The 21,926-nt window shown below is 73.0% G+C and carries 16 protein-coding genes and 1 tRNA gene; 8 read left to right on the top strand and 9 right to left on the bottom strand.

Going from position 1 to position 21,926, the window contains the following annotated elements; genetic code table 11:
* Positions 1–78: 78 nt before the first annotated feature.
* The 9 genes from rho to argS form a co-directional block, all read right to left on the bottom strand.
* Positions 79–2,178, bottom strand: a complete 2,100-nt coding sequence (rho, locus tag GA0070562_RS16890) for a transcription termination factor Rho (RefSeq protein ID WP_091422558.1) — start codon at positions 2,176–2,178, stop codon at positions 79–81.
* Between the two features lie 335 nt (positions 2,179–2,513).
* Complete coding sequence (gene thrB / locus GA0070562_RS16885; RefSeq protein WP_091422555.1) at positions 2,514–3,416, bottom strand: homoserine kinase; 903 nt, start codon at positions 3,414–3,416, stop codon at positions 2,514–2,516.
* 64 nt (positions 3,417–3,480) lie between these two features.
* Positions 3,481–4,725 (bottom strand): MFS transporter, encoded by a 1,245-nt coding sequence (locus GA0070562_RS16880; RefSeq protein WP_091422552.1) that lies wholly within the window; start codon positions 4,723–4,725, stop codon positions 3,481–3,483.
* A 9-nt stretch (positions 4,726–4,734) separates the two neighbouring features.
* Complete coding sequence (locus GA0070562_RS16875; RefSeq protein WP_091422548.1) at positions 4,735–5,556, bottom strand: polysaccharide deacetylase family protein; 822 nt, start codon at positions 5,554–5,556, stop codon at positions 4,735–4,737.
* A gap of 117 nt (positions 5,557–5,673) precedes the next feature.
* Entirely contained in the window at positions 5,674–8,919 is a 3,246-nt protein-coding gene (locus GA0070562_RS16870) for an efflux RND transporter permease subunit (RefSeq protein WP_091422546.1), read from the bottom strand.
* Positions 8,920–9,032: 113 nt separating this feature from the next.
* Positions 9,033–10,082: a threonine synthase gene (thrC, locus tag GA0070562_RS16865; protein ID WP_091422543.1), complete on the bottom strand. Its 1,050-nt coding sequence runs from the start codon at positions 10,080–10,082 to the stop codon at positions 9,033–9,035.
* A gap of 112 nt (positions 10,083–10,194) precedes the next feature.
* A complete protein-coding gene (locus GA0070562_RS16860) occupies positions 10,195–11,499 on the bottom strand; it encodes a homoserine dehydrogenase (RefSeq protein ID WP_013288280.1) in 1,305 nt (434 codons plus the stop codon).
* Positions 11,496–12,905: a diaminopimelate decarboxylase gene (gene lysA / locus GA0070562_RS16855; RefSeq protein WP_091422540.1), complete on the bottom strand. Its 1,410-nt coding sequence runs from the start codon at positions 12,903–12,905 to the stop codon at positions 11,496–11,498. Before lysA ends, GA0070562_RS16860 begins: the two co-directional genes overlap by 4 nt.
* Positions 12,906–12,965: 60 nt before the next feature.
* Positions 12,966–14,633, bottom strand: a complete 1,668-nt coding sequence (gene argS / locus GA0070562_RS16850; protein WP_091422536.1) for an arginine--tRNA ligase — start codon at positions 14,631–14,633, stop codon at positions 12,966–12,968.
* Between the two features lie 98 nt (positions 14,634–14,731).
* Here argS and GA0070562_RS16845 point away from each other — a divergent pair, with 98 nt between their 5' ends.
* From GA0070562_RS16845 to GA0070562_RS16810, 8 genes are all read left to right on the top strand, one after another.
* Positions 14,732–15,568: a DUF3105 domain-containing protein gene (locus tag GA0070562_RS16845; RefSeq protein ID WP_091422533.1), complete on the top strand. Its 837-nt coding sequence runs from the start codon at positions 14,732–14,734 to the stop codon at positions 15,566–15,568.
* A gap of 10 nt (positions 15,569–15,578) precedes the next feature.
* The gene (locus GA0070562_RS16840; RefSeq protein ID WP_091422529.1) at positions 15,579–16,253 is read left to right on the top strand and encodes a DUF305 domain-containing protein; all 675 of its coding nucleotides are present in this window, start codon (positions 15,579–15,581) and stop codon (positions 16,251–16,253) included.
* Positions 16,254–16,554: 301 nt separating this feature from the next.
* Positions 16,555–17,250: a winged helix-turn-helix domain-containing protein gene (locus GA0070562_RS16835; protein ID WP_091422526.1), complete on the top strand. Its 696-nt coding sequence runs from the start codon at positions 16,555–16,557 to the stop codon at positions 17,248–17,250.
* 76 nt (positions 17,251–17,326) lie between these two features.
* Positions 17,327–17,398 (top strand) — tRNA-Arg (locus GA0070562_RS16830).
* A gap of 146 nt (positions 17,399–17,544) precedes the next feature.
* Positions 17,545–17,940, top strand: coding sequence for a GntR family transcriptional regulator (locus GA0070562_RS16825; protein ID WP_046568276.1), 396 nt, complete (start codon positions 17,545–17,547; stop codon positions 17,938–17,940).
* Entirely contained in the window at positions 17,937–18,836 is a 900-nt protein-coding gene (locus GA0070562_RS16820) for an ABC transporter ATP-binding protein (RefSeq protein WP_091422522.1), read from the top strand. The genes GA0070562_RS16825 and GA0070562_RS16820 overlap by 4 nt, the downstream gene beginning before the upstream one ends.
* Positions 18,833–19,810, top strand: a complete 978-nt coding sequence (locus GA0070562_RS16815; RefSeq protein WP_091422519.1) for an ABC transporter permease subunit — start codon at positions 18,833–18,835, stop codon at positions 19,808–19,810. The genes GA0070562_RS16820 and GA0070562_RS16815 overlap by 4 nt, the downstream gene beginning before the upstream one ends.
* Positions 19,811–19,918: 108 nt before the next feature.
* A complete protein-coding gene (locus tag GA0070562_RS16810; RefSeq protein WP_091422516.1) occupies positions 19,919–21,916 on the top strand; it encodes a helix-turn-helix transcriptional regulator in 1,998 nt (665 codons plus the stop codon).
* Positions 21,917–21,926: the final 10 nt, after the last annotated feature.

The raw sequence follows: 21,926 nt of genomic DNA, 5'->3' as shown, positions 1-21,926 counted from the left end.
TTCACGGTCGGCCGCCCGGTACGCGAACGAGGGGCACGGCCGATGTGGCCGTGCCCCTCGTTCGTCGGATCCGTCAGCTCACTCGCCCGGAGTGGACTTCGCGATCTGCATCAGGAACTCGATGTTGGTGCGGGACTGCTTGAGCCGGTCCAGCAGGAGGTCGAGCGCCGCCTGCGAGTCCAGCGAGTGCAGCACCTTGCGGAGCTTGTGGATGATCGCCAGCTCCTCCGGCGCGAGCAGGACCTCCTCCTTGCGGGTGCCGGAGGGGTTGATGTCGATCGCCGGGAAGACCCGCTTGTCGGCGATCTTCCGGTCCAGCTTCAGCTCGGCGTTACCCGTGCCCTTGAACTCCTCGAAGATGACCGTGTCCGCCATGGACCCGGTCTCCACCAGCGCGGTGGCGAGAATGGTCAGCGAGCCGCCGTTCTCGATGTTGCGCGCCGCGCCGAGGAAGCGCTTGGGCGGGTAGAGCGCCGTGGAGTCGATACCACCCGACATGATCCGGCCGCTGGCCGGCGCCGCCAGGTTGTACGACCGCCCGAGCCGCGTCACCGAGTCGAGCAGCACGACCACGTCGTGCCCCAGCTCGACCAGGCGCTTCGCCCGCTCGATCGCCAGCTCGGCGACGGTGGTGTGGTCCTGCGGCGGACGGTCGAACGTGGCCGCGATGACCTCGCCCTTCACCGACCGCTGCATGTCGGTGACCTCTTCCGGCCGCTCGTCCACCAGCACCACCATCAGGTGGCACTCCGGGTTGTTGCGGGTGATCGCGTTCGCGATCGCCTGCAGCACCATCGTCTTACCGGCCTTCGGCGGCGACACGATGAGTGCCCGCTGGCCCTTGCCGATCGGCATGACCAGGTCGATCACCCGGGTGGTGAGGATGTGCGGCTCGGTCTCCAGCCGCAGGCGCTCCTGCGGGTAGAGCGGCGTCAGCTTGTAGAACTCCGGCCGGCGCTTCGCCTCGTCCGGCTCCATCCCGTTGATGGTGTCCAGCCGGACCAGCGGGTTGTACTTGTCGCGCCGCTGCTCGCCGTCCCGCGCGGCCCGCACGGCGCCGGTGATCGCGTCACCGCGGCGCAGGCCGTACTTCTTGATCTGGGACATCGAGACGTACACGTCGTTCGGGCCGGCCAGGTAGCCGGTGGTCCGGACGAAGGCGTAGTTGTCGAGCACGTCGATGATGCCGGCGACCGGGACGAGCACGTCGTCCTCGCCGACCTGCGGCTCACGGCCGCCACCGCCACCGCTGTCGCCCTCGCCCCGCTCGCCACGGCCGCGACGGCGGTCCCGGAACCGGCTGCGCCGGCCGCGCCGGCCGCCGCCCTCGTCGTCGTCGTCGTTGTCCCGCTCGGCGCGCTGACCACGGTCGTTGCGGTCACCCCGGTCGTTGCGGTCGCCGCGCTCGTTGCGCTCGGCGCGCTCGCCCCGGTCGGCCCGCTCGTTGCGGTCGCCCCGCTCGGCTCGGTCACCACGGTCGTTGCGGTCACCACGGTCGTTGCGCTCGCCGCGCTCGGCCCGCTCGCCGCCACGGTCGGCCCGCTCGCCGCCACGCTCGCCACGGTCGGCCCGGTCGCCGCCACGGTCGGCCCGGTCACCGCCACGCTCGGCCCGGTCACCGCCACGCTCACGGCCCCGGCCCTCGTTGCGCTCACCGCGCTCGGCCCGGTCACCGCCACGCTCGGACCGCTCGCCGGTCTCGGCGGGCGCCTCCTCGGCGCGCGTCGTCTCGGCCGGCCGGGTCTCGGCCGACGGCGTCTCGACCGGTCGGGCCTCGGTGGTCGCGGCGGCTGCCCGGCTGCGGCGACCACGGGTACGACCCTCGGTCACCTCGGCGGCCGGCGCCTGCTCGGCGGGGCGTGCCTCGGCCCGCTCCTCACGGACCTCCGCGTGCACCTCCTCACGGGCGGGAGCGGCCGCAGCCGCCACCTCGGCTCGCGGTCGAGGGGTTCCGGCCGCGGCGCCGCCCTGCTGCCGCTCGGTGATGGCAGTGATCAGCTCGCCCTTGCGCATGCGAGCGGTACCAGAGATGCCGAGCGACGCGGCCAGGCTCTGGAGCTCCGGCAGCAGCATCGCCGACAGACCGGTGCCGCTCCGCCGGCGGCGCGTGGGGGCGGCGGTGGTGGCATCGCCAGCGACGTTGGAAACATCCGACGTCACGTCGGTGGTGTCGCTCAATGGATTCCTTCCCTCGATAGGCCGGGCTGCCCGGAGTCGTGGAACCAGGTGGCCGGGCGGCCTCGGTGCACCCGCCTCGCATGACGCGTCGCGGGAGTCTGTGACACAGCAGCCGGTGGTTTCCCGACTCACCACCATCGGTGAGCAGGTCTCGCCGTCTGCGGCGACCTTTGGAAACTGCGGCGCGGCGTGGGCCTTGAGCAGGGGTGACGGGCTACCGCCGAGAGCTTCGGGGGTGCGCCGAACCGCAGGAAGATCGCATGCTTCGCGGCTGTGCTAGGTCTAGAGCGTAATCGCCTCGTCCGACCTGCGGCAACAGGGCCCCGCTCGGCGTGTCAAAGTCTACCCCGGATGACCCGGGCACCGCTGACATCTATCGGCAACTCCCACCGGCGCCAATCTGTTCCCGCCTGGAATCCCGCCGGGACCTCGGAGAGCGCCAGCACCGTCGGGCCCGCCCCACTGACCACAGCCGCCACATCCGCCGCACGCAACGCGGCGACGAGCGCCGCCGTGCCCGGCATCCCCGGCGCCCGCTGGTCCTGGTGCAGCCGGTCGACGGTGGCGGGCAGCAGCAGCGCGGGATCGGCCGTCAGCGCGTGCACCAGCAGGGCCGCCCGGCCCGCGTTCGACGCGGCGTCGGCGTGCGGCACGGTGGCCGGCAGCGCCGCCCGGGCCACCGAGGTCAGGCCGCGCTCGGCCGGCACGAAGACGGTCGGGCGCACGGCCGGCGCCACCGGCAGCGAGACAGCCCGCGCGCCGCCCGGTTCCGTCCAGGCGATCGTGAAGCCGCCGAGCAGACAGGGCGCGACGTTGTCCGGATGCCCCTCCAGCTCCGCCGCCAGCCGCAGCGCGGCGTCGTCGTCCATCCGCTGCTCGCCGTCGGCCACCAGCGCGCGGGCCGCCAGCACCCCGGCCACGATCGCCGCCGACGACGAGCCGAGCCCTCGGGCCTGCGGGATGCGGTTGACGCACTCCAGCGCCAGGCCGGCCGGCTGCGCGCCGAGCGCGTCGAAGGTGGCCCGCATGGCCGTGACGATCAGGTGCCGCTCGTCCGACGGCAGCTCACCTGCGCCCTCGCCGGTGACCGACACCCGTACGCCGCCACCTGTCACCTCGGCCGTGACGTCGTCGTGGCGGCCGAGGGCCAGCCCGAGCGCGTCGAAGCCGGGGCCCAGGTTGGCGCTGGTCGCGGGCACCTGGACCCGCACCGGGCCGGGGGTGAATGTGGTCGGCACCGGCTCATGCTAGGACGTCACCCCGACAGTCCGGCCGGACCGCCCGGAGCGTGGGACCGGCGTGTCAGCCGGCGCGCTCGGGGGCCGGCGTGTCGACCGGGTCGGTGAGCGAGAGCCGCCGGGTGGCGAACCGCCAGCCGATCGCGTACACGACGGTGACCAGGCCACAGCCGGCCAGCACGGTGCGCTCGTCCACCCGGTCCACCACGAGCGCCACCACCAGCTGGCTCACCGCGATGGCGAGCGTCGCCAGCATCATGTCGGTGGCGAAGACCCGGCCACGGAGCCGGTCCGGCACCTCGCCCTGCAACGCGTAGTTGGACAGCACCCAGTTGCTGCCGCCGCCCAGGTGCGCCAGGAAGACCAGGACCAGCACCAGCGGGAACCAGGTCACCACCGAGGCGCCCAGGTAGGCCAGGCCGTACATCGACATGGACAGCGCCAGGCCGGTGAGCAGCCAGGCCCGGTTGCTCAGCACCCGGCGCATCATGATCGGGCCGACCAGTGCCCCGGCGCCGCGGGCGGCGAAGAGCAGCCCGGCACCGACCGCGCCGACGCCGTACACGCCCGCGAGCAGCGGGAAGACGGTGAGGACGCCGTTGCCCAGGCCGACCGCCGACTTGACAGTGACCAGCGCCAGCACGCGCGGGCGGTGGGCGATGTAGCGCAGGGCCTCCCGGATCGCCGCCCAGGTGCGCGGCACCGGCGCCGCCGGGTCGCGTGGCGCCTGCAACGGCCGGCGGATCAGCGCGGCCAGGCCCGCGGCGGCGACCAGGCCGACGGCGGCCACCCAGAAGCTGGCGTACGGGCCGGCGACGGCGCTCAGGATGCCGCCGAGCGAGGCGCCGACCACGGTCATCGTCCCCCATGCCGAGCCGGCGACCGCGTTGCCGGCAGCCAGGTCCTCCGGGTCGACCACGTTCGGCAGCGCGGCCTGGGCGGCGGGCGAGTAGAACGCCTTCGCCACCGCCACCAGCGCGATCGCCGCCAGCGCCAGCCAGGCCGTACCGGCGCTGCGCACGCCGAGCAGCAGCAGCACGCCGGCCAGCGCGCCCACGTTCGCCACCATCATCACCTTGCGGCGGTCGAACCGGTCGGCGACGGTCCCGGCGTACGGGAGCAGCAACGCGGTGGTGCCGGTGTCCACCGCCAGCACCAGCGCGCCCCAGACGCCGCTGCCGGTCAGGTCGGGCAACAGCACCAGCAGCGGCACCATGACGAACCAGTCCGCGCCGAAGACCACCAGCTCGGCGAGGAACAGATGGCGGAAGTCGCGGTTGCGGACGAGGACCGACAGGGTGGGTGACACGCGGGCACCCTACCGGGCCGCCCCTGACGTGGCAGCGCGGCGCAGCAGGTCGGAGACCGTGACGAAGGTGTATCCCCGGGCCCGCAGACCGTTGATCATGTCGGGCAGGCCGCGGAGCGCGACGAGCCGGCCGTCGTTGCCGACGTCGTGGCCGAGCAGGATCGTGCCGGGGCGCACGTCGGCGACGATCCGCCGGGCGTGGCCGGCCGGGTCGTGCGGGAACTCGCCCTCGACCATCTGGAGCGTCCAGAGCACCAGGCGGTAGCCCAGCCGGGCCGACGCGTACAGCACCGACCCGCCCAGGTGCCCCCAGGGCGGGCGGAGCAGCCGGGGCGCCGAACCGGTGGCCGCCGTGATCGCGTCGTGGCTGCGGCGCAGGTCGTCGTAGACCGTGGCGGCGTCCATCCGGGCCAGGTCGCGGTGCGCCCAGCTGTGGTTGCCGACCTCGTGGGCGTCCATCCGGCCGCGGACCAGCGCGGCGTGCTCGCGGGCCCGCTCACCGACCAGGAAGAAGGTGGCCGGCACCCGGTGCTCGTCGAGCGTGTCAAGCACCATCGGGGTCCACTGTGGGCGGGGGCCGTCGTCGAAGGTGAGCGCCACCAGGGGTTCCTCGGTGCGTACGCCCCAGACGACCTGCAGCCCGCCGGTGCCGACGTCCTGGTGGCGGTTGCCGAGCGTGGCACTCGCCGGCCCGCCCGCGATCGGGAGCCGGCGGTCGGCCACCCAGGTGCTCTCGGCGGTAGCGAACGAGCCGACCGCGGCCCCGCCGAGCAGCAGCGCGGAGCGGCGCAGCACGGCACGCCGATCCCACCGGCCCGCACCCCCCGCCATCGCACCCCCGAACCGAAAGTAGGCAGCAGCTCACCGAGCGTACCGTTCGACGCGGTTCCGGTGTGTCCCGCGCGCCGAGGTGCCGGGAGGGGCCCGCGCGGAGCCCCTCCCGGTCCGTCACTCGGTGGGCGGCAGCGGCGACTGGCGGCTCTTGGGCAGGCGGAGCACCTCGAACTGGTCGGTGCCGTCGACCAGCGCGCCCGACGGGCGGGCCGGCGGCGGCGCCACCACGGCCCGCTCCTCGGCGCGCTCCCCGCCGCCGACCCCCACCGGCACCGGGTCCGGCTGCGGTTCGACCGGCTCGGGAGCGCCGCCCCGCCGCCGGTTCCGGAACGAGCCCTTGGTGTGCTCGACCATCGTGTAGAGCGTCGGCACCAGCACCAGCGTCAGCAGCGTCGAACTGAGCAGGCCGCCGATCACCACGATCGCGAGCGGCTTGGAGATGAAGCCGCCCTCACCGGTCAGGCCCAGCGCCATCGGCAGCAACGCGAAGATGGTGGCGACGGCGGTCATCAGGATCGGCCGCAGCCGGCGGCGGCCGCCCTCGACCACGGCCTCGGTCACGTCCATGCCCCGGGCCCGGTACTGGTTGATCAGGTCCAGCAGCACGATCGCGTTCGTCACCACGATGCCGACGAGCATGAGCACGCCGATCAGCGCCGGCACACCCAGCGGAGTACCGGTGACCAGCAGCAGCCCGATCGCGCCGGTCGCGGCGAACGGCACCGAGATCAGCAGGATCAGCGCCTGGGTCAGGCTGCGGAACGTGGCCACCATGATCAGGAAGACGATCGCGATGGCGGCCAGCACCGCGAGACCGAGGTCCGCGAACGCGTCGGCCTGGTCGGCGCTGACGCCGCCGATCACGTACGTGGCGCCCGGCACGTCGAGCGCGTCCAGCCGCTTCTGCAACTCCTGCGTGGTGGCGCCGAGGTTCGAGCCGGTCGCCGTGCCGGTGACCGAGACGCTGCGCTCCCCGTCGATCCGGGTCACCTGCTGCGGGCCGTCGACCTGCTCGACGTCGGCGATCGCGTCCAGCGGCACCGCGCCGACCCGCAGCGCCCGCAGCTCGTCGACGGTCAGGGGCGGCCGGGCGCCGCTGCTCAGCACCACGCTCTGCGCCGTGCCGTCGAGCGTCACCTGCCCGAGCGGCGCTCCCCGGTACGTCTGCGCGACGAGCTGCCCGACTGCCGCCTCGGTGAGGCCCGCGCGAGCCGCGGCCACCCGGTCCACTGTCACCTCGACGCGCGGCACCTGGGTGGCCAGGCTGCTGGTGACGTCCTCCACGCCCGGCGTGCCGGCCATCGCGCCCCGTACCGCCTCGGCCGCCCGGGTCAGCGTCTCCTGGTCGGCGGCCTGCACGACCACCTCGACCTGGTTGGCGGAGGCGTTCTGCCCGCCGCCGAACGTCAGCTCGCCCACCTCCGGGCCGAGCGCGTCGAGCTCCTTGCGCAGGCCCTGCCGTACCGTCGCGGCGTCGGTGTCGTCGGAGAGCGAGAGCGAGAGCGACCAGGTGGCCCGGTCGCTGCCGCCGCCGGCGAACGGGTTGTCCCCGCCACCGGCGCTGACCTGGTAGGTCTCCACGCCCGGGGTACGCCGCAGCACCTCCTCGACCCGCGCGGCGGCCCGGTCGGTCCCGGCGAGCGAGGTGCCGGCCGGCATCTCCTGCCGGATCGCGAGCGTGTCCTGGCCGGAGTCGTCCAGGAAGTTGGTCTCCAACTTCTGCGCCAGGCCGAACGTGCCCAGGAGCACGAGCAGGCCGAGGCCGACGGTGGCCCAGCGGGTCTTCCGCGAGCGGGTGGCGAAGTCGATCACCGGCAGGTACGCCCGCTGCAGCGGGTTGCGCAGCTCCTTCTCCTCGGCGGCGTGCCGGGCGGCGGCGTCGTCGGCGCCGCCGCGCGGCCGGAGGAACCAGTACGCCAGCACCGGGATGACGGTCAGCGACACCAGCAGCGAGGCGAGCAGCGCCACCGTCACGGTGATCGCGAACGGGGCGAACAGCTGCCCGACGAAGCCGCCCACCAGGGCGATCGGCGCGAACACGGCGACGGTGGTGAGCGTGGACGCGGTCACCGCGCCGGCCACCTCGCGGACCGCGGTGAGGATCGCGTCCCGCTTCGGTTCGCCGTACTCCAGATGGCGTTTGATGTTCTCCAGCACCACGATGGAGTCGTCCACCACCCGCCCCACGGCGATGGTCAGCGCGCCGAGGGTGAGCAGGTTCAGCGAGTAGTCACCGGACCAGAGCACGATCAGCGCGACCAGCACGGACAGCGGGATGGACACCGCGGTGACCACCGTGGAGCGCACCGACAGCAGGAAGACCAGGATCACCACGACCGCCATGACCAGGCCCAGCAGGCCCTCGGTGGTGAGGCTCTCGATGGACTTCTCGACGAACGGGGCCTGGTCGAAGACCACTGTCAGCTCGGCGCCGGAGGCGGCCGACAGCTCGTCCAGCCGGTCCCGGATCTCGTGCGAGATGTCCACCGCGTTGCCGTCCGGAGCGGCGGTCACCGCGATGCCGAGGCTGGGCTTGCCGTTGGTGCGGGTCAACGAGGTGGCCGGGGCGAGCTGCTGCTCCACCGCTGCCACGTCGCCGAGGCGTACCGGGGCGGCGGGGGCCGTGGTCAGCACGATGCCGCGCAGGTCGTCGAGCGTACGGATGGGCGTGCCCACCTGCACCGGCAGCGACCGGTCGCCGTCGGCGAGCGCGCCCGCCGGCACCGCCACGCCGTTGCTCTTGAGCGCCGAGGCGATGGCGGTCGGCGAGACCTTGGCGGCGGCCAGCTTCGCCGGGTCCGGCGTGATCGTCACGACCTGGTTCCGGGCGCCGGTGACGTCCACCGAGCGGACGCCGTCCAGCGCCTCCAGCTCCGGTACGACGGCGCTGCGCAGCTTCTCCGCCAGCGCCCGCTCGTCGCCGTCACCGGTCGCGGCGACCACCACGGCGGGCAGGTCGTCGGTGCTGCCGGCGATCACCTGCGGGTCGACGCCCTCGGGGAGCTGGGAGTCGATCCGGTTGAGCGCGGTCTCCATCTTGTTGACCACGTCGTCCAGGTCGGTGCCGAACTCGTACTGCACCTGGACCGTCGCCGCGCCCTCGCGCGAGGTCGAGGTGACCTTGTCCAGGCCCGGGATGCCCTTGAGGCTGTTCTCGATCGGCTCGGCGACCTGGGATTCCACAATCTCCGGCGCGGCGCCCGGGTACGTCGCCACGATGAACGCGGCGGGGAACTCCAGCGACGGCAGGAGCTGCTGCTTCAGCGACGGCACGGCGAACAGGCCGAAGGCCGTGGTCACCAACGCGACGAGGGCGATCAGCCCCCGGTTGGCGAGGCTGAATCTGGCGAGCAGCGACATCGGCGTGACTCAACTCCTGGAGAGGTGTCTGCGGGGGTGTCTGAGTCTGCCGCACGCCCTGACACTCCCGGCATCCGCCCCAGCCGATGCCACCGCCGATGAGGCGGGAACCCTCAGACGAGGTCGAGCGAGCGGGCGGCGGCCAGCGCGTCGTTGGCGATGGTCATCGGCGCCGGTGCGGTGGAGATGGCCCACTCCGGGTCCTTCAGGCCGTGCCCGGTGACGGTGCAGACCACCCGCGACCCGGCCGGCACCCGCCCGGCGGCGGCCTGCTGGAGCAGACCGGCGACGCTGGCCGCGCTGCCCAGCTCGACGAAGACGCCCACCTCGCGGGCCAGCAGCCGGTACGCCGACAGGATCTCCCGGTCGGTGACCGCCGAGATCAGACCGTCGGAGGCGTCCCGGGCGTCGATGGCCTTCGTCCAGCTCGCCGGGTTGCCGATCCGGATGGCGGTGGCGATCGTCGACGGCTCCGGCACCACCTGCCCGGTGACGATCGGGGCGGCGCCGGCCGCCTGGAAGCCGTACATCCGGGGGGCCTTCGTGGCGTTGCCGTCGCGCAGGTCCTCGGAGTAGCCCATCCAGTACGCGGTGATGTTTCCGGCGTTGCCGACCGGCAGGCAGTGGATGTCGGGCGCGTCGCCGAGCGCCTCGACGATCTCGAAGGCGGCGGTCTTCTGGCCGTGCAGCCGGTCGATGTTGACGGAGTTGACCAGCGCGACCGGGTAGTCCTGGGCGAGCTTGCCGGCGAGCCCGAGGCAGTCGTCGAAGTTGCCCTGCACCTGGAGCAGCTTCGCGCCGTGCACGAGCGCCTGGGCCAGCTTGCCCAGCGCGATCTTGCCCTGCGGCACCAGCACCGCGCAGGTGATTCCGGCGCGGGCCGCGTACGCGGCGGCGGAGGCGCTGGTGTTGCCGGTGGAGGCGCAGATGATCGCCTTGTCACCGGCCTCGACGGCCTTGGAGACCGCGACCGTCATGCCGCGGTCCTTGAACGAGCCGGTCGGGTTGGCGCCCTCGACCTTGAGCCACACGTCCGCGCCGACCCGGGCGGAGAGCACCGGCGCCGGAAGCAGCGGCGTATTGCCCTCGTGCAGCGTGACGACGGGAGTCGCCCCGGTGACCGGCAGCCGATCCCGGTACGCCTCGATCAGTCCCCGCCACATGTCGTGCTCCTCGCCTCTGTCGCCCCGCTCCGGGGCCCGTCACCAGCGTGGACCAGCCTGCCCGGCCGGCCACCGGCACACCCTGCTCTAACCATCAGGCGGGACGCGTGGGTTACGCGCCACCCTCCACCCGCAGCACACTCGTCACCGAACGGACGATGTCGAGTCCGCGCAGCTCACCGACGGTGGCCGCGAGCGCGGCATCGGGCGCGACGTGGGTGACGATGACCAGTTCGGCGTCCCCGCCGGCCGGGCCCTGGCGGACGGTGGCGATGGACACCTCGTGCCGGGCGAAGACGCCTGCCACCCCGGCCAGCACGCCCGGCCGGTCGGCCACGTCGAGGCTGATGTGGTAGCGGGTGAGCGCCTCACCCATCGGCCGCACCGGCAGGTCCGCGTACGCCGACTCGCTCGCCGCGTGCACCCCGGCGAGGCGGTTGCGGGCCACCGCCACCACGTCGCCGAGCACCGCGCTGGCGGTGGGCGCGCCACCGGCGCCCCGGCCGTAGAACATGAGCTGCCCGGCGGCGTCGGCCTCGACGAAGACCGCGTTGAACGCGTCACCGACGCTCGCGAGCGGATGCGTCAGCGGGATCATCGCCGGGTGCACCCGGACGTTGACGGTCTCCCGGCCCTCCGCGTCGACGCCCCGGGCCGCGATGCAGAGCAGTTTGATCGTGCAGCCCATGGCCTTGGCGCTGGCCACGTCCGCGGCGGTCACCTCGGTGATGCCCTCGCGGTGCACGTCGGCGGCGGTCACCCGGGTGTGGAACGCCAGCGAGGCGAGGATGGCGGCCTTGGCGGCGGCGTCGAAGCCCTCCACGTCGGCCGTCGGGTCGGCCTCGGCGTACCCCAGCTCGGTGGCCTCCTCCAGCGCCTCGGCGAACCCGGCGCCGGTGGCGTCCATGGCGGAGAGGATGAAGTTCGTGGTGCCGTTCACGATGCCGGTGACCCGGGTGATCCGGTCGCCGTGCAGCGACTCGCGCAGCGGGCGCAGCAGCGGGATGGCTCCGGCGACGCTGGCCTCGTAGTAGAGGTCGGCGCCGCCCTCGGCGGCGGCGTCGTGCAGTGCGGCGCCGTCCTCGGCGAGCAGCGCCTTGTTGGCGGTGACCACGCTCTTGCCCGCGCGCAGCGCCTCGACCAGCCAACCCCGGGCCGGCTCGATGCCGCCGACCACCTCGACCACCACGTCCACGTCGTCGCGCTTGATCAGCCCGAGCGCGTCGGTGGTGAACAGCGCCGGGTCGACCGGCAGGTCACCGCGGTCACGGCCGATCCGGCGTACGGCGATCCCGGCGATCTCCAGCGGGGCGCCGATCCGGGCGGCGAGGTCTTCCGACTGCTCGTGCAGCAGTCGGACCACGTCGCTGCCGACAGTGCCGCAGCCGAGCAGCGCCAAGCGAACCGGTGAGGTCATCCCACATCCAATGCCAGCAGGTCGTCTTCGGTCTCCCGGCGGACGATCAGCCGCGCCCGACCTTCGCGGACGGCGACGACCGGGGGCCGCGGGACATGGTTGTAGTTGCTCGCCATGCTCCGGCAGTAGGCCCCGGTGCCGGGCACCGCGACAAGATCTCCGGGCTGCACGTCAGCGGGCAGGAATTCATCCTTCACCACGATGTCCCCGGACTCACAATGCTTTCCCACCACGCGGGCGAGCATCGGCTGTGCGGTTGACGTGCGGTTCGCCAGCGTGGCCGAGTACGAGGCGTCGTAGAGCGCGGTACGGATGTTGTCGCTCATCCCCCCGTCCACGCTGACATAAGCACGACCGTCGGCTGCGTCACCGCCAGTGCCTGTCGGCACGGACTTGACGGTCCCGACCTCGTAGAGCGTGAACACGGCCGGGCCGACGATCGCGCGGCCCGGCTCGACGGACAGGTGCGGCACCGCCAGGTTCTCCGCCGCGCACTCCCCGTCGACGATCTTGCGGAGCCGCTTGGCCAGGTCGTGCGGCGTCGCCGGGTCGTCCTGCGTGGTGTACGCGATGCCGAAGCCGCCGCCCAGGTCCAGCTCGGGCAGCTCCACGCCCCGGGCGTCCCGGATCTGCGACTGGAGGGCGAGCACCCGGCGGGCGGACACCTCGAAGCCGCTGGCGTCGAAGATCTGCGAGCCGATGTGCGAGTGCAGGCCGCGCAGCTCCAGCACGTCCTCGTCGAGGATCTTGAACGCGGCCGCCGCGGCGGCGCCGCCCGCGAGCGAGAAGCCGAACTTCTGGTCCTCGTGCGCGGTGGCGATGAACTCGTGGGTGTGCGCCTCCACGCCGACGGTGACCCGGACCAGCACCTTCGGGCGCACGCGGCGCTCGCGGGCCAGCTCGGTGAGCCGGTCGATCTCGGTGAACGAGTCGACGATGATCCGGCCCACGCCGGCGTCCACCGCCCGGGTCAGCTCGGCCACCGACTTGTTGTTGCCGTGGAAGCCGATCCGCGCAGGCGGCATGCCCGCCGACAGCGCGGTGGCCAGCTCGCCGCCGGTGCAGACGTCGAGGAAGAGGCCCTCCTCGGCGATCATCCGGACCACGGCGCGGCACAGGAACGCCTTGCCGGCGTAGTAGATGTCCGCGTCCGGGAAGGCCGCCCGGAACTCGCGGCAGCGCCCGCGCAGGTCGTCCTCGTCGAGCACGTACGCCGGGGTGCCGTACTCCGCGGCCAGGTCGCGGACGTCCAGGCCCGCGACGGTGAGCGCGCCGCCGGGGCCGCGCGCCACGTTGCGCGGCCACAGTTGCGGCACCAGGGCGTTGACGTCCACCGGGGTACGCAGCCAGGCCGGCCCCCGGGTGCCGATCTCGCCGTGCAGTGCGCCTGCCTCGTGTGCCCGCATCTCTACTCGTCTCCGCTTCGCGACTGCGGGGCTCGCAAGCTCACTCCTCGCGCTCGCACGCTACATCCGCTCCGGCGCGGACACCCCGAGCAGGTGCAGGCCGTTGGCGATGACCACCCGGGTGGCGTCGTTGAGCCAGAGCCGGGCCCGGTGGGTGTCGGTGATCTCCTCATCGCCCTGCGGGGCGATCCGGCAGTTGTCGTAGAACCGGTGGTACGCCTGCGCGACGCTCTCCTCCAGGTAGCGGGCCACCCGGTGCGGCTCGCGCAGCTCGGCCGCGGTGGCCACCACCGCGGGGAACTCCGCGAGCGCCTTGAGCAGCTCGTTCTCCTTGTCGTGACCGAGCAGCTCCGGCTGGAACGCGGCGGCGTCACCACGGGTCAGCCCGATCTCGGCCGCGTTGCGGGCCGCGCCGGCGGTCCGGGCCGCGACGTACTGCACGTAGTAGACCGGGTTGTCGTTCTTGGCCCGGGTCCACAGCTCCACGTCGATGTCGATGGGCGAGTCGGCCGAGTAGCGGGCCAGCGCGTACCGGGCGGCGTCCACGCCGATCGCGTCGACCAGGTCCTCCAGCGTGACCACGGTGCCGGCCCGCTTGCTCATCCGCACCGGGGCGCCGTCGCGGACCAGGTTGACCAGCTGGCCGATGAGGATCTCCAGGTTGCGCGCCGGGTCGTCGCCGAAGCACGCGGACATCGCCTTCATCCGGCCGATGTAGCCGTGATGGTCGGCGCCCAGCATGATCACGACCCGGTCGAAGCCGCGCTCCCGCTTGTTCAGGTAGTAGGCGCAGTCGGCGGCGAAGTACGTCCACTCGCCGTTGGACTTGCGCAGCACCCGGTCCTTGTCGTCGCCGAACTCGGTGGTGCGCAGCCAGGTCGCGCCCTCGGACTCGAAGACGTGCCCCTGCTCCCGCAGCCGGTCCAGCGCCGCGTCCAGCGCGCCCCCGTCGTGCAGGTCCTTCTCGTTGAAGTAGGTGTCGAACTCCACCCCGAAGTCGCGCAGCGAGGACTTGATCTCGGCGAACATCAGCTGGACGCCCTCGTTCCGGAACACCTCCTGGGCGGCGTCCTCGGTGAGGTCGAGCACATCCGGGCGCAGCCGGACCACCTCGGCGGCGATCTCCGCGATGTACGCCCCGCCGTAGCCGTCCTCCGGCGCGGGCTCGCCCCTGGCGGCGGCCAGCAGCGAGCGGGCGAACCGGTCGATCTGGGAGCCGGCGTCGTTGAAGTAGTACTCGGTGCCCACGTCGGCGCCGGTGGCGCGGAGCAGGCGGCTGAGCGCGTCGCCGACGGCCGCCCAGCGGACCCCGCCGATGTGCACCGGGCCGGTCGGGTTCGCCGAGACGAACTCCAGGTTGATCCGCTGACCGGCGAGCGTGTCGCTGCGCCCGTACGCCGGACCGGCCTCGACGATGACCTTGGCGAGCTGGCCGGCGGCGGCCGCGTCCAGGCGGATGTTCAGGAAGCCGGGCCCGGCGATCTCCACCGACTTGATCCCCGGCGCCTTGGCCAGCTCGTCGGCCAGCGCGGTCGCCAGCTCCCGCGGGGGTACGCCCACCTTCTTGCTGAGCTGGAGCGCCAGCGTCGAGGCGTAGTCACCGTGATCGGGATTACGGGGTCGCTCGACGGTGGTCTGCGCGGGCAGCGCGGCGCGGTCCAGTCCCCGCTCGTCGAAGACGGCGTGGGCTGCGGCGAGGACGACCTCGGCGAGTTCTGCGGGAGTCACTGATCCATGTTATCGGGGGTAGACTCGGGCACCGCGGAGGCGACCCAGCATGTGAACCGGCCCCGCGCTCCCCTGACCGACCGACCTGACGAGGCACGATGAGCATCAGCACCCCGGGCGGCCCGGAACGCCGTCCCACCGTGGTCAGCACCGGCAAGAAGCCGGCCGCCGGCCGGCCCGCGGCTGCCGACAAGCCCGCCGCGAAGGCCGGCTCGGGCAAGGCCGGGGGCGGCAAGGGCACGCCACGGCAGGGCGCCGGAGGCAAGGGCCGCAAGCCGGTCGCCCCGGTGAAGGTGAGCCAGGGCCGTTCGTGGGGCCCGATCGCCCTCTTCGTCGCGGTCGGCGTACTGGCCGTGGGCATCATCGGCGTCGGCGCCTGGGCGGTCTACCAGGGCGGCCAGCCGTGGCAGAAGCGGGCCGAGGCGATCGACGGCATCGTCGACTACCGCGCCAAGGACAAGGACCTGGTCAAGGGCGGCAACCACCAGCCCGGCGCGATCAAGTACGACATCCTCCCGCCGGTCGGCGGCCCGCACAACCAGGCGTGGCAGAACTGCATGGGTGACGTCTACGACGCCCCGATCGCCAACGAGCACGCGGTGCACAGCCTGGAGCACGGCACGGTCTGGATCACCTACCGCCCGGACCTGCCCGCCGACCAGGTGGAGAAGCTCCGCACCAAGGTGCAGGGCAAGGAGAAGACGATGCTCAGCCCGTTCGAGGGGCTGGACAAGCCGATCTCGCTCCAGGCCTGGGGCTACCAGCTCAAGGTCGACAACGCCGACGACGGCCGGATCGACGACTTCATCAAGACCCTGCGGGTGAACGCCTCCATCGAGGGCCCGAACGCGCTCTGCGACCAGGGCGTCACCGCCACCGGCACCACCCCGCGCGACAACCTGCAGAACAACATGCCCCAGCAGCCCACTCAGTGAGGACGCCGCGATGACCGCTCCGGTGACCACCGACAGCGAACTGGACGAGGCTCCGGCCGCCGACCAGGGCGGCCGGGGCGCGGTGCGCCGCTACGGCCTGCTGGCGGTGGCCGCCGCCCTCGTGGTCGGGCTGGTCCTCGGGTACGCGGGCGGGCTGCTCACTCCGACGCTCACCCGTCCGGGTGAGAACTCGGCGGAGGCCGGGTTCGCCCGGGACATGACCGCCCACCACAACCAGGCCGTGGCGATGGGTCTGCTGGCGTTCAACCAGGGCCAGGACCCTGAGGTACGCCAGGTCGGCGTGGACATCGCCACCGGCCAGCAGGGTGAGATCGGCACCATGCAGACCTGGCTGCGGTCCTGGAAGCTGGACCCGACCGGCGAGCAGGCCCCGATGGCGTGGATGAAGGACGGCGGCGGGCTGATCAAGGACGGCCTGATGCCGGGCATGGCGACGCCGGAGGAGATGGCGAAGCTGCGCGCGGCGAGCGGCCGCGAGTTCGACGTGCTCTTCCTCCAGATGATGATCCGCCACCACATCGGCGGGGTGCACATGATCGACGGCATTCTCGACGAGGGAGGCGACGACGACGTGCTGGCGGTCGCCCAGATCATGAAGAACACCCAGCAGAACGACCTGACCAACCTGAGCGCCGCGCTGAAGCGCCTGGGCGGAACCCCGTAACACCCCGCCCCCACTCCCGAGGCCCGGTCCCCCTTCCCAGGAGGCACCGGGCCTCGCCGTCTCCCCGCCCTCCCCGCCCCACCCCCGCGATCTTGCAGTTGGCGCCCCGGTGATGCCGGATTCGCCCCGTTACGGGAGGGCCGTAAGTGCAAGATCGCGTGAGGGTGACGGCGAGATGAGGCCGGGTATGTCCTGGTTTGGGGGTTTGTAACGGTTTGGGGTTAACGGGTCATTGTGGGGGTTGGAGAGTTTTCTACCCACATATCGTGACCAGTTGCGATTCGTGCTCGTTGCCCAAGACGTGGGGGTTGCACTCAGAGACGCAGGGCGGTCGGTGACCAGCTGGTGCCGACGCCACACCATCGGCGGTGACGGAGCGGTGGCAGCCGTCCGTCGCGGACTGCGGCAGGGCGAGCCGGGAACGCTCAGCCGCGAACAGGAACTCGAACTCATCGACGTGCTCCGGGGCGTCCACCCCGACGAGTTCGGCCTCGACGAGGAGCTCTGGACACGGCAGAGCCTGACCGCCCTCATCGAGCGCCGGTTCGGGCTGGCGATGGACGCCGGCACCGTCGGGGCGTACCTCCGGGCCTGGGGTCTGGGGCCGCGCGAGCCGCGCGAGCGGGCCTGCGGCCTGTGCGTCGGCGCGGTCGAGCGCTGGGTACGCAGCGCGTACCCGGCGATCACGCGGTCGGCCCAGGAGCACGCCGCGGAGGTCTACTGGATCGGCCGGGTACGCCTGCGCGGCACCATGCCCGCCGCCGACGTGGTCTCGGCGGTCTCCTCGCGAGGGCGCGTGCGGTTCATGGTCACCACGCCGTCGGTGGACCCGCCGCTGCCCCGCGACTTCGTGCTGCGGCTCAGTGGCGCCGAGGAGCGCACCGTGCACCTGATCGTTGACGGCTCCTGGCCGCGCAACGAGTGGCCCCGCCGGCTGCCCCGCCGGGTCGTGCTGCACCCGCTGCCGAGCTGCGGTCGCGCCGTCGCCGCGGCCTGATCCGACGAAGATCGACTGGCGGGGGTACCGATTCGGTGATCCGGGAGGGGGTTTGCTACTCTTCTCGGGTCGCTGAGCCCCCGTAGCTCAGGGGATAGAGCACCGCCCTCCGGAGGCGGGAGCGCAGGTTCGAATCCTGCCGGGGGCACACTTGCTAAGAAATCGCACTAGAAGACCTTCACGAGCCCGACAGCCACCCTGGCTGCCGGGCTCGTTCCGTTTCCGGGCGAGCCGGCCCCCTTGACCACCGACTCGCTGCTTTACTACGTTACTAGTAGAGCAGTGAGGAGCACCGTGTTCGTCTTCCGGCTCGACACCCACTCCGGCGTGCCGCCGTACCTGCAACTCGTCCAGCAGGTCCGCCAGGCGGTGCTGCTGGGCTTCCTCCAGCCCGGTGACCGCCTCCCGCTCATCCGCGAGGTGGTCGAGGACCTGGCGATCAATCCGAACACCGTCGCCAAGGCGTACCGGCAGATGGAGCAGGAGAATCTGGTCACCGGCCGTCCCGGCCAGGGCACGTTCGTCAACGAGCAGCAGTCGGCCGCCATGTCGGCATCGACGTACACGTCGCTGCGTCGCGGGCTCGCGACCTGGTTGCGCCGCGCCTACGCGGCCGGCCTCGACGAGCAGGCGGTCGACGCGCTCTTCACCTCCGTCCACCAGCAGACCAGGAACGAGGACGTGGCGTGACAGCGACCGGGTTGGCGCTGCGCACCGACGGTGTGGGCAAGCGGTACCGGAAGGGCTGGGCGCTGCGCGACTGCACCCTGGCCCTGCCGGCGGGCGGCGTGATCGCCCTGGTCGGGCCGAACGGCGCGGGCAAGACCACGCTGCTGCGCCTGGTCGTCGGGTTGCTGGCGCCGAGCACCGGCACGGTGGAGGTCCTCGGCCGCGACGTCACTGCGAGCACCCCGCAGACTCTGTCCCGGGTCGGGTTCCTGGCCCAGGACCACCCGCTGTACAAGCGCTTCACCGTCGCCGAGATGCTCCGCTTCGGCCGGGCCTGCAACCTGCGGTTCGACCAGGGGCTGGCCGAGCGCCGGCTGGCGAAGCTGGGCATCCCGCTCGACCGCAGGGCCGGTTCGCTCTCCGGCGGGCAGCAGGCCCAGGTCGCGTTGGCTCTGGCTCTGGCGAAGCGGCCGGACCTGCTCGTCCTCGACGAGCCGGTGGCCAGCCTCGACCCGCTGGCCCGGCACGAGTTCCTCCAGGTCCTCATGGGCGCGGTGGCCGACGGCGGGGTGACAGTCCTGTTCTCCTCCCACGTCGTGCACGAGCTGGAGCGCGTCTGCGACCACCTGGTCGTGCTCAACCAGGGCCGGGTCACGCTCGCCGGCGACATCGACACCCTCCTCGCCGAGCACCGGCTGCTCGTCGGCCCGCGCACGGCCAACGACCTCGACCGGGCCGCCGCCGTCGTGGAGGCCGTCCACAGCGACCGGCACACGACCCTGCTGGTACGCGACGGCGGGATCCCGGCCGCGCCCGGGTGGCAGGCCCAGCCGGTCGCGTTGGAGGAGCTGGTGCTGGTGTACCTGCGCCGGCCGCCCGAGCCGAGCGCCGGTGATCCCTCGGAGGTGACGGCGTGACGTGGTTGATCTGGCGCCAGCACCGGACCGAGGTCTGCGTCCTGGGCCTGCTCGTCGGCGCGTTCGGCATCGCCCTGCTCGTGCTCGGGACGCAGGCCCACGACCTGTTCCCCGGCGGTCCCGCCCGCTGTGCGGGAGAGGCCGGTGTCGGCGAGGCCTGCGCGGCCTCCTTCCGCCGCCTCGACGACGAGTACGGGTACGTCGAGAACCTCCTGGCGGCCTTCTATCTGGTGCCCGTCGTCATCGGTGCGTTCCTCGGTGCGCCGCTGCTCGCGCGCGAACTGGAGGACGGCACCTGGCAGCTCGCCTGGACCCAGGCCGTGCCGCGGATGCGCTGGCTTGCGGCCAAGCTCGTGGCCCTGGCCGGCGTCACGGTCGTGCTCACCGGGATGTTCACCGCGGTGCTCACCTGGTTCCGTCAGCCGTTCGACGCGTGGGAGGGGCGGTTCCAGTACGACGCCTTCGACCTGGAGGGACTTGTTCCGGTGGCGTACGCGCTGTTCGCGTTCGCCGTGGCCACCGCGGCGGGGGCGATTCTGCGGCGCAGCCTGCCCGCGTTCGGCGTCGCGTTCGGGGCGTTCCTCGCCGCCCGGATGTCGGTGGCGCTGCTGGCCCGTCCCGCGTACGCCACGCCGCTCACGGCCATGGAGCCGGTCCCCGCCGGCGGCCCGACGGACCAGGCGGGGCACCGGTTCGTGCCCGGCGTCGCCGACTGGGTGATCGAACGCGGCTACGCGGACGCCACCGGGCACAGGCTGAGCAGCGTCGAGTACTACGAGCTGGAGGACGCCGCCAACCGGGCCGGCGCCAACGTCAACCAGTTCCTGCACTCGCGGGGCATCCAGCAGTTCGGGGTCTACCACCCGGCCGACCGGTTCTGGACGTTCCAGCTCATCGAGGCGGCAGTGTTCGTCGCCGTCGCGGCGATCCTGGTCGGTGTGGTGGTGTGGCGGGTCCGGCGCCGGATCCTCTAGATACCGAGCGGGCGAACCGCTTTCACCTTTGTCCCTCGATTCGGGGATGGGCAGGTCGCGAGCTGGCTAACCTCGCGGTGAACGGGTCGAACCTCAGCACCTGCGAAGGTGAGCCAGTTGCCCGAGACGCCGTTGACCAACCGCCCCAAGATGCACACAGGCGTTCCCTCCTCGCTGACCACCACGCAACGGTGGGTCCTGCGCGGCGTCGCCGTCGCCGACGCCCCCTGCGGCCTGTGGTTCCTAGAAGCGGTGGCCACGCGCACCGGCACCACACCGGACGAGCCGGTCGACGCGACGGTGGAGGAGCTGATCTCGCGCGGATTTCTCGTCGACACCGCCGCCGGCCTGCGGCTGGCCTCGATCGCTCTGCGCGACGACGTCCTGCGGGACACCCCGCCGTCGGTACGCCAGGCTCTGCGCGAGGCGGCAGCCGAGGTGCTCGCCGACGCCGGGCGCCCGGCCCAGGCCGCCCGGCAGCTCCTCCGGGTGCTCCCGGCGGTGAGCCGGTCCGCCCGGGCGCTCGCCGCCCGGCTGGCGGCCGACCCGGCGGTCGGTCCGAGCCTCGCCGCGGATCTGCTGCTCGCCACACCCGCGCCCGGCCAGGCCGACGAGCGCCTGGCCTGGCTGGTCGACGTCGCCGACAACCTCTATCTGGCCGGCCGGGTGGACGAGACGCTGCGGATGCTGCACCGGGAGGTCGCGGTCGACCGATACGGGCCACGCCAGCGGGCGCTGCTGCTCGGGCGGCTCGGCGCCTACTACGCGACGCAGCGCCCCTCACTGTCCCTGACGTACCTCGGGCAGGCCCTCAACCAGGAGCTGGACGCCGCCGGGCGGAGCTGGACGCTCACCATGCTGGCGTCGCAGGCGGCCCGGTTCGGGCACCCCGACGCCGCCGAGCTGGTGGCGGCGGCGGAGCGGGCCCACGCGCGCAGCCCCTCCCCCGGCGGCGGTATCCGGCTGGCCCTGGCGCACGCGTCCCGGGCCACCGCCACCGGCGACCTGCCCCGCGCCGCGCGGATCCTGCGGGAGGTGGACGCGGGCGAGCCCGCCGCCCGCACCCAGGCGATCTTCCTGCGCGTCGACCGGGTGGCGAACCAGATCGCGCTCGGCCGGTACGTCGACGCGGCGACCGCGCTCGACAGCGTGACCACGGAGATCGACACGCTCGGTGCGGTGGCGCAGCCGCTGGTGACCGCGCTGGACTGCGTCCTGCGGCTGACCACCGGTGAGCTGGCCGAGGCCGAGGTCCGGGCCCGTCTCGCGCTGACCGAACGTGGTGGCGCCCTGCCGGCGCAGGCCCGGGTGGACCTGCTCGCCACGGTCGTGGAGGTGCTGCTGCGCCGGGGTGAGGTGGCCGCGGCCCGGGATCTGCTGGCAGACGAACGCCCCGCCGTGGGTTGGCCGGACGAGATGCAGTGGTTCCGGCTCGGCTGCGCCGCCGCCGGCGATCCGGAGCCGGGCCGGCACGCCGCGCTGCTGGGCGCCGCCTTCGCCATGCCGGACCGCTCGGTGGCTCCCCTGCTGCTGGTGCCGCACCACGGCCCGCGACTGGTACGCGCGGTCCTGGCGCTCGGTGACCGGCAGCGGGCCGAGATCCTCGCCGACCACCTGAAGCGGGCCGCCGGCATGACGAACAACGCGCTCTGGCGCGGGGTGGCGCACCAGGTCGACGGGCTGCTGACCGGCGATCCGGCGGCGCTGCGCGCGGCGGTGCGGCTGCTGCGCACCACCTCCGCCCGGCCGGCCCTGGCCGACGCGCTGCACGACCTGGCGCGGTCGCCCGGGCTGCCGCCGGCCGAGACGTTCGACCTGCTGGCCGAGGCCGACGCGATGTACACCCGGATGGGTGCCGGCGGGACACGGGAGCACGACGGCCCGGCGGGCGACGAGGCCTGCCGTCCGGCCGTGGCCGCGCTGACGCCCGCCGAGGTACGGGTGGCCGAACTGCTCGCGGTCGGCATGACGAAGCAGGAGGCGGCGCGGGACCTGTTCGTCTCGTTCCACACCGTCGACACCCACCTGCGCTCGATCTACGCGAAGCTCGGTGTCCACAACCGGGTGGAGCTGGCGCTGGTCTGGGAGTCCCGGGAGGGCAGCTGAGCGCGGACGC

The sequence above is a fragment of the Micromonospora tulbaghiae genome (genome assembly GCF_900091605.1).
GTDB lineage: Bacteria > Actinomycetota > Actinomycetes > Mycobacteriales > Micromonosporaceae > Micromonospora > Micromonospora tulbaghiae.
This window is presented reverse-complemented; position numbering and strand designations above follow the sequence as displayed.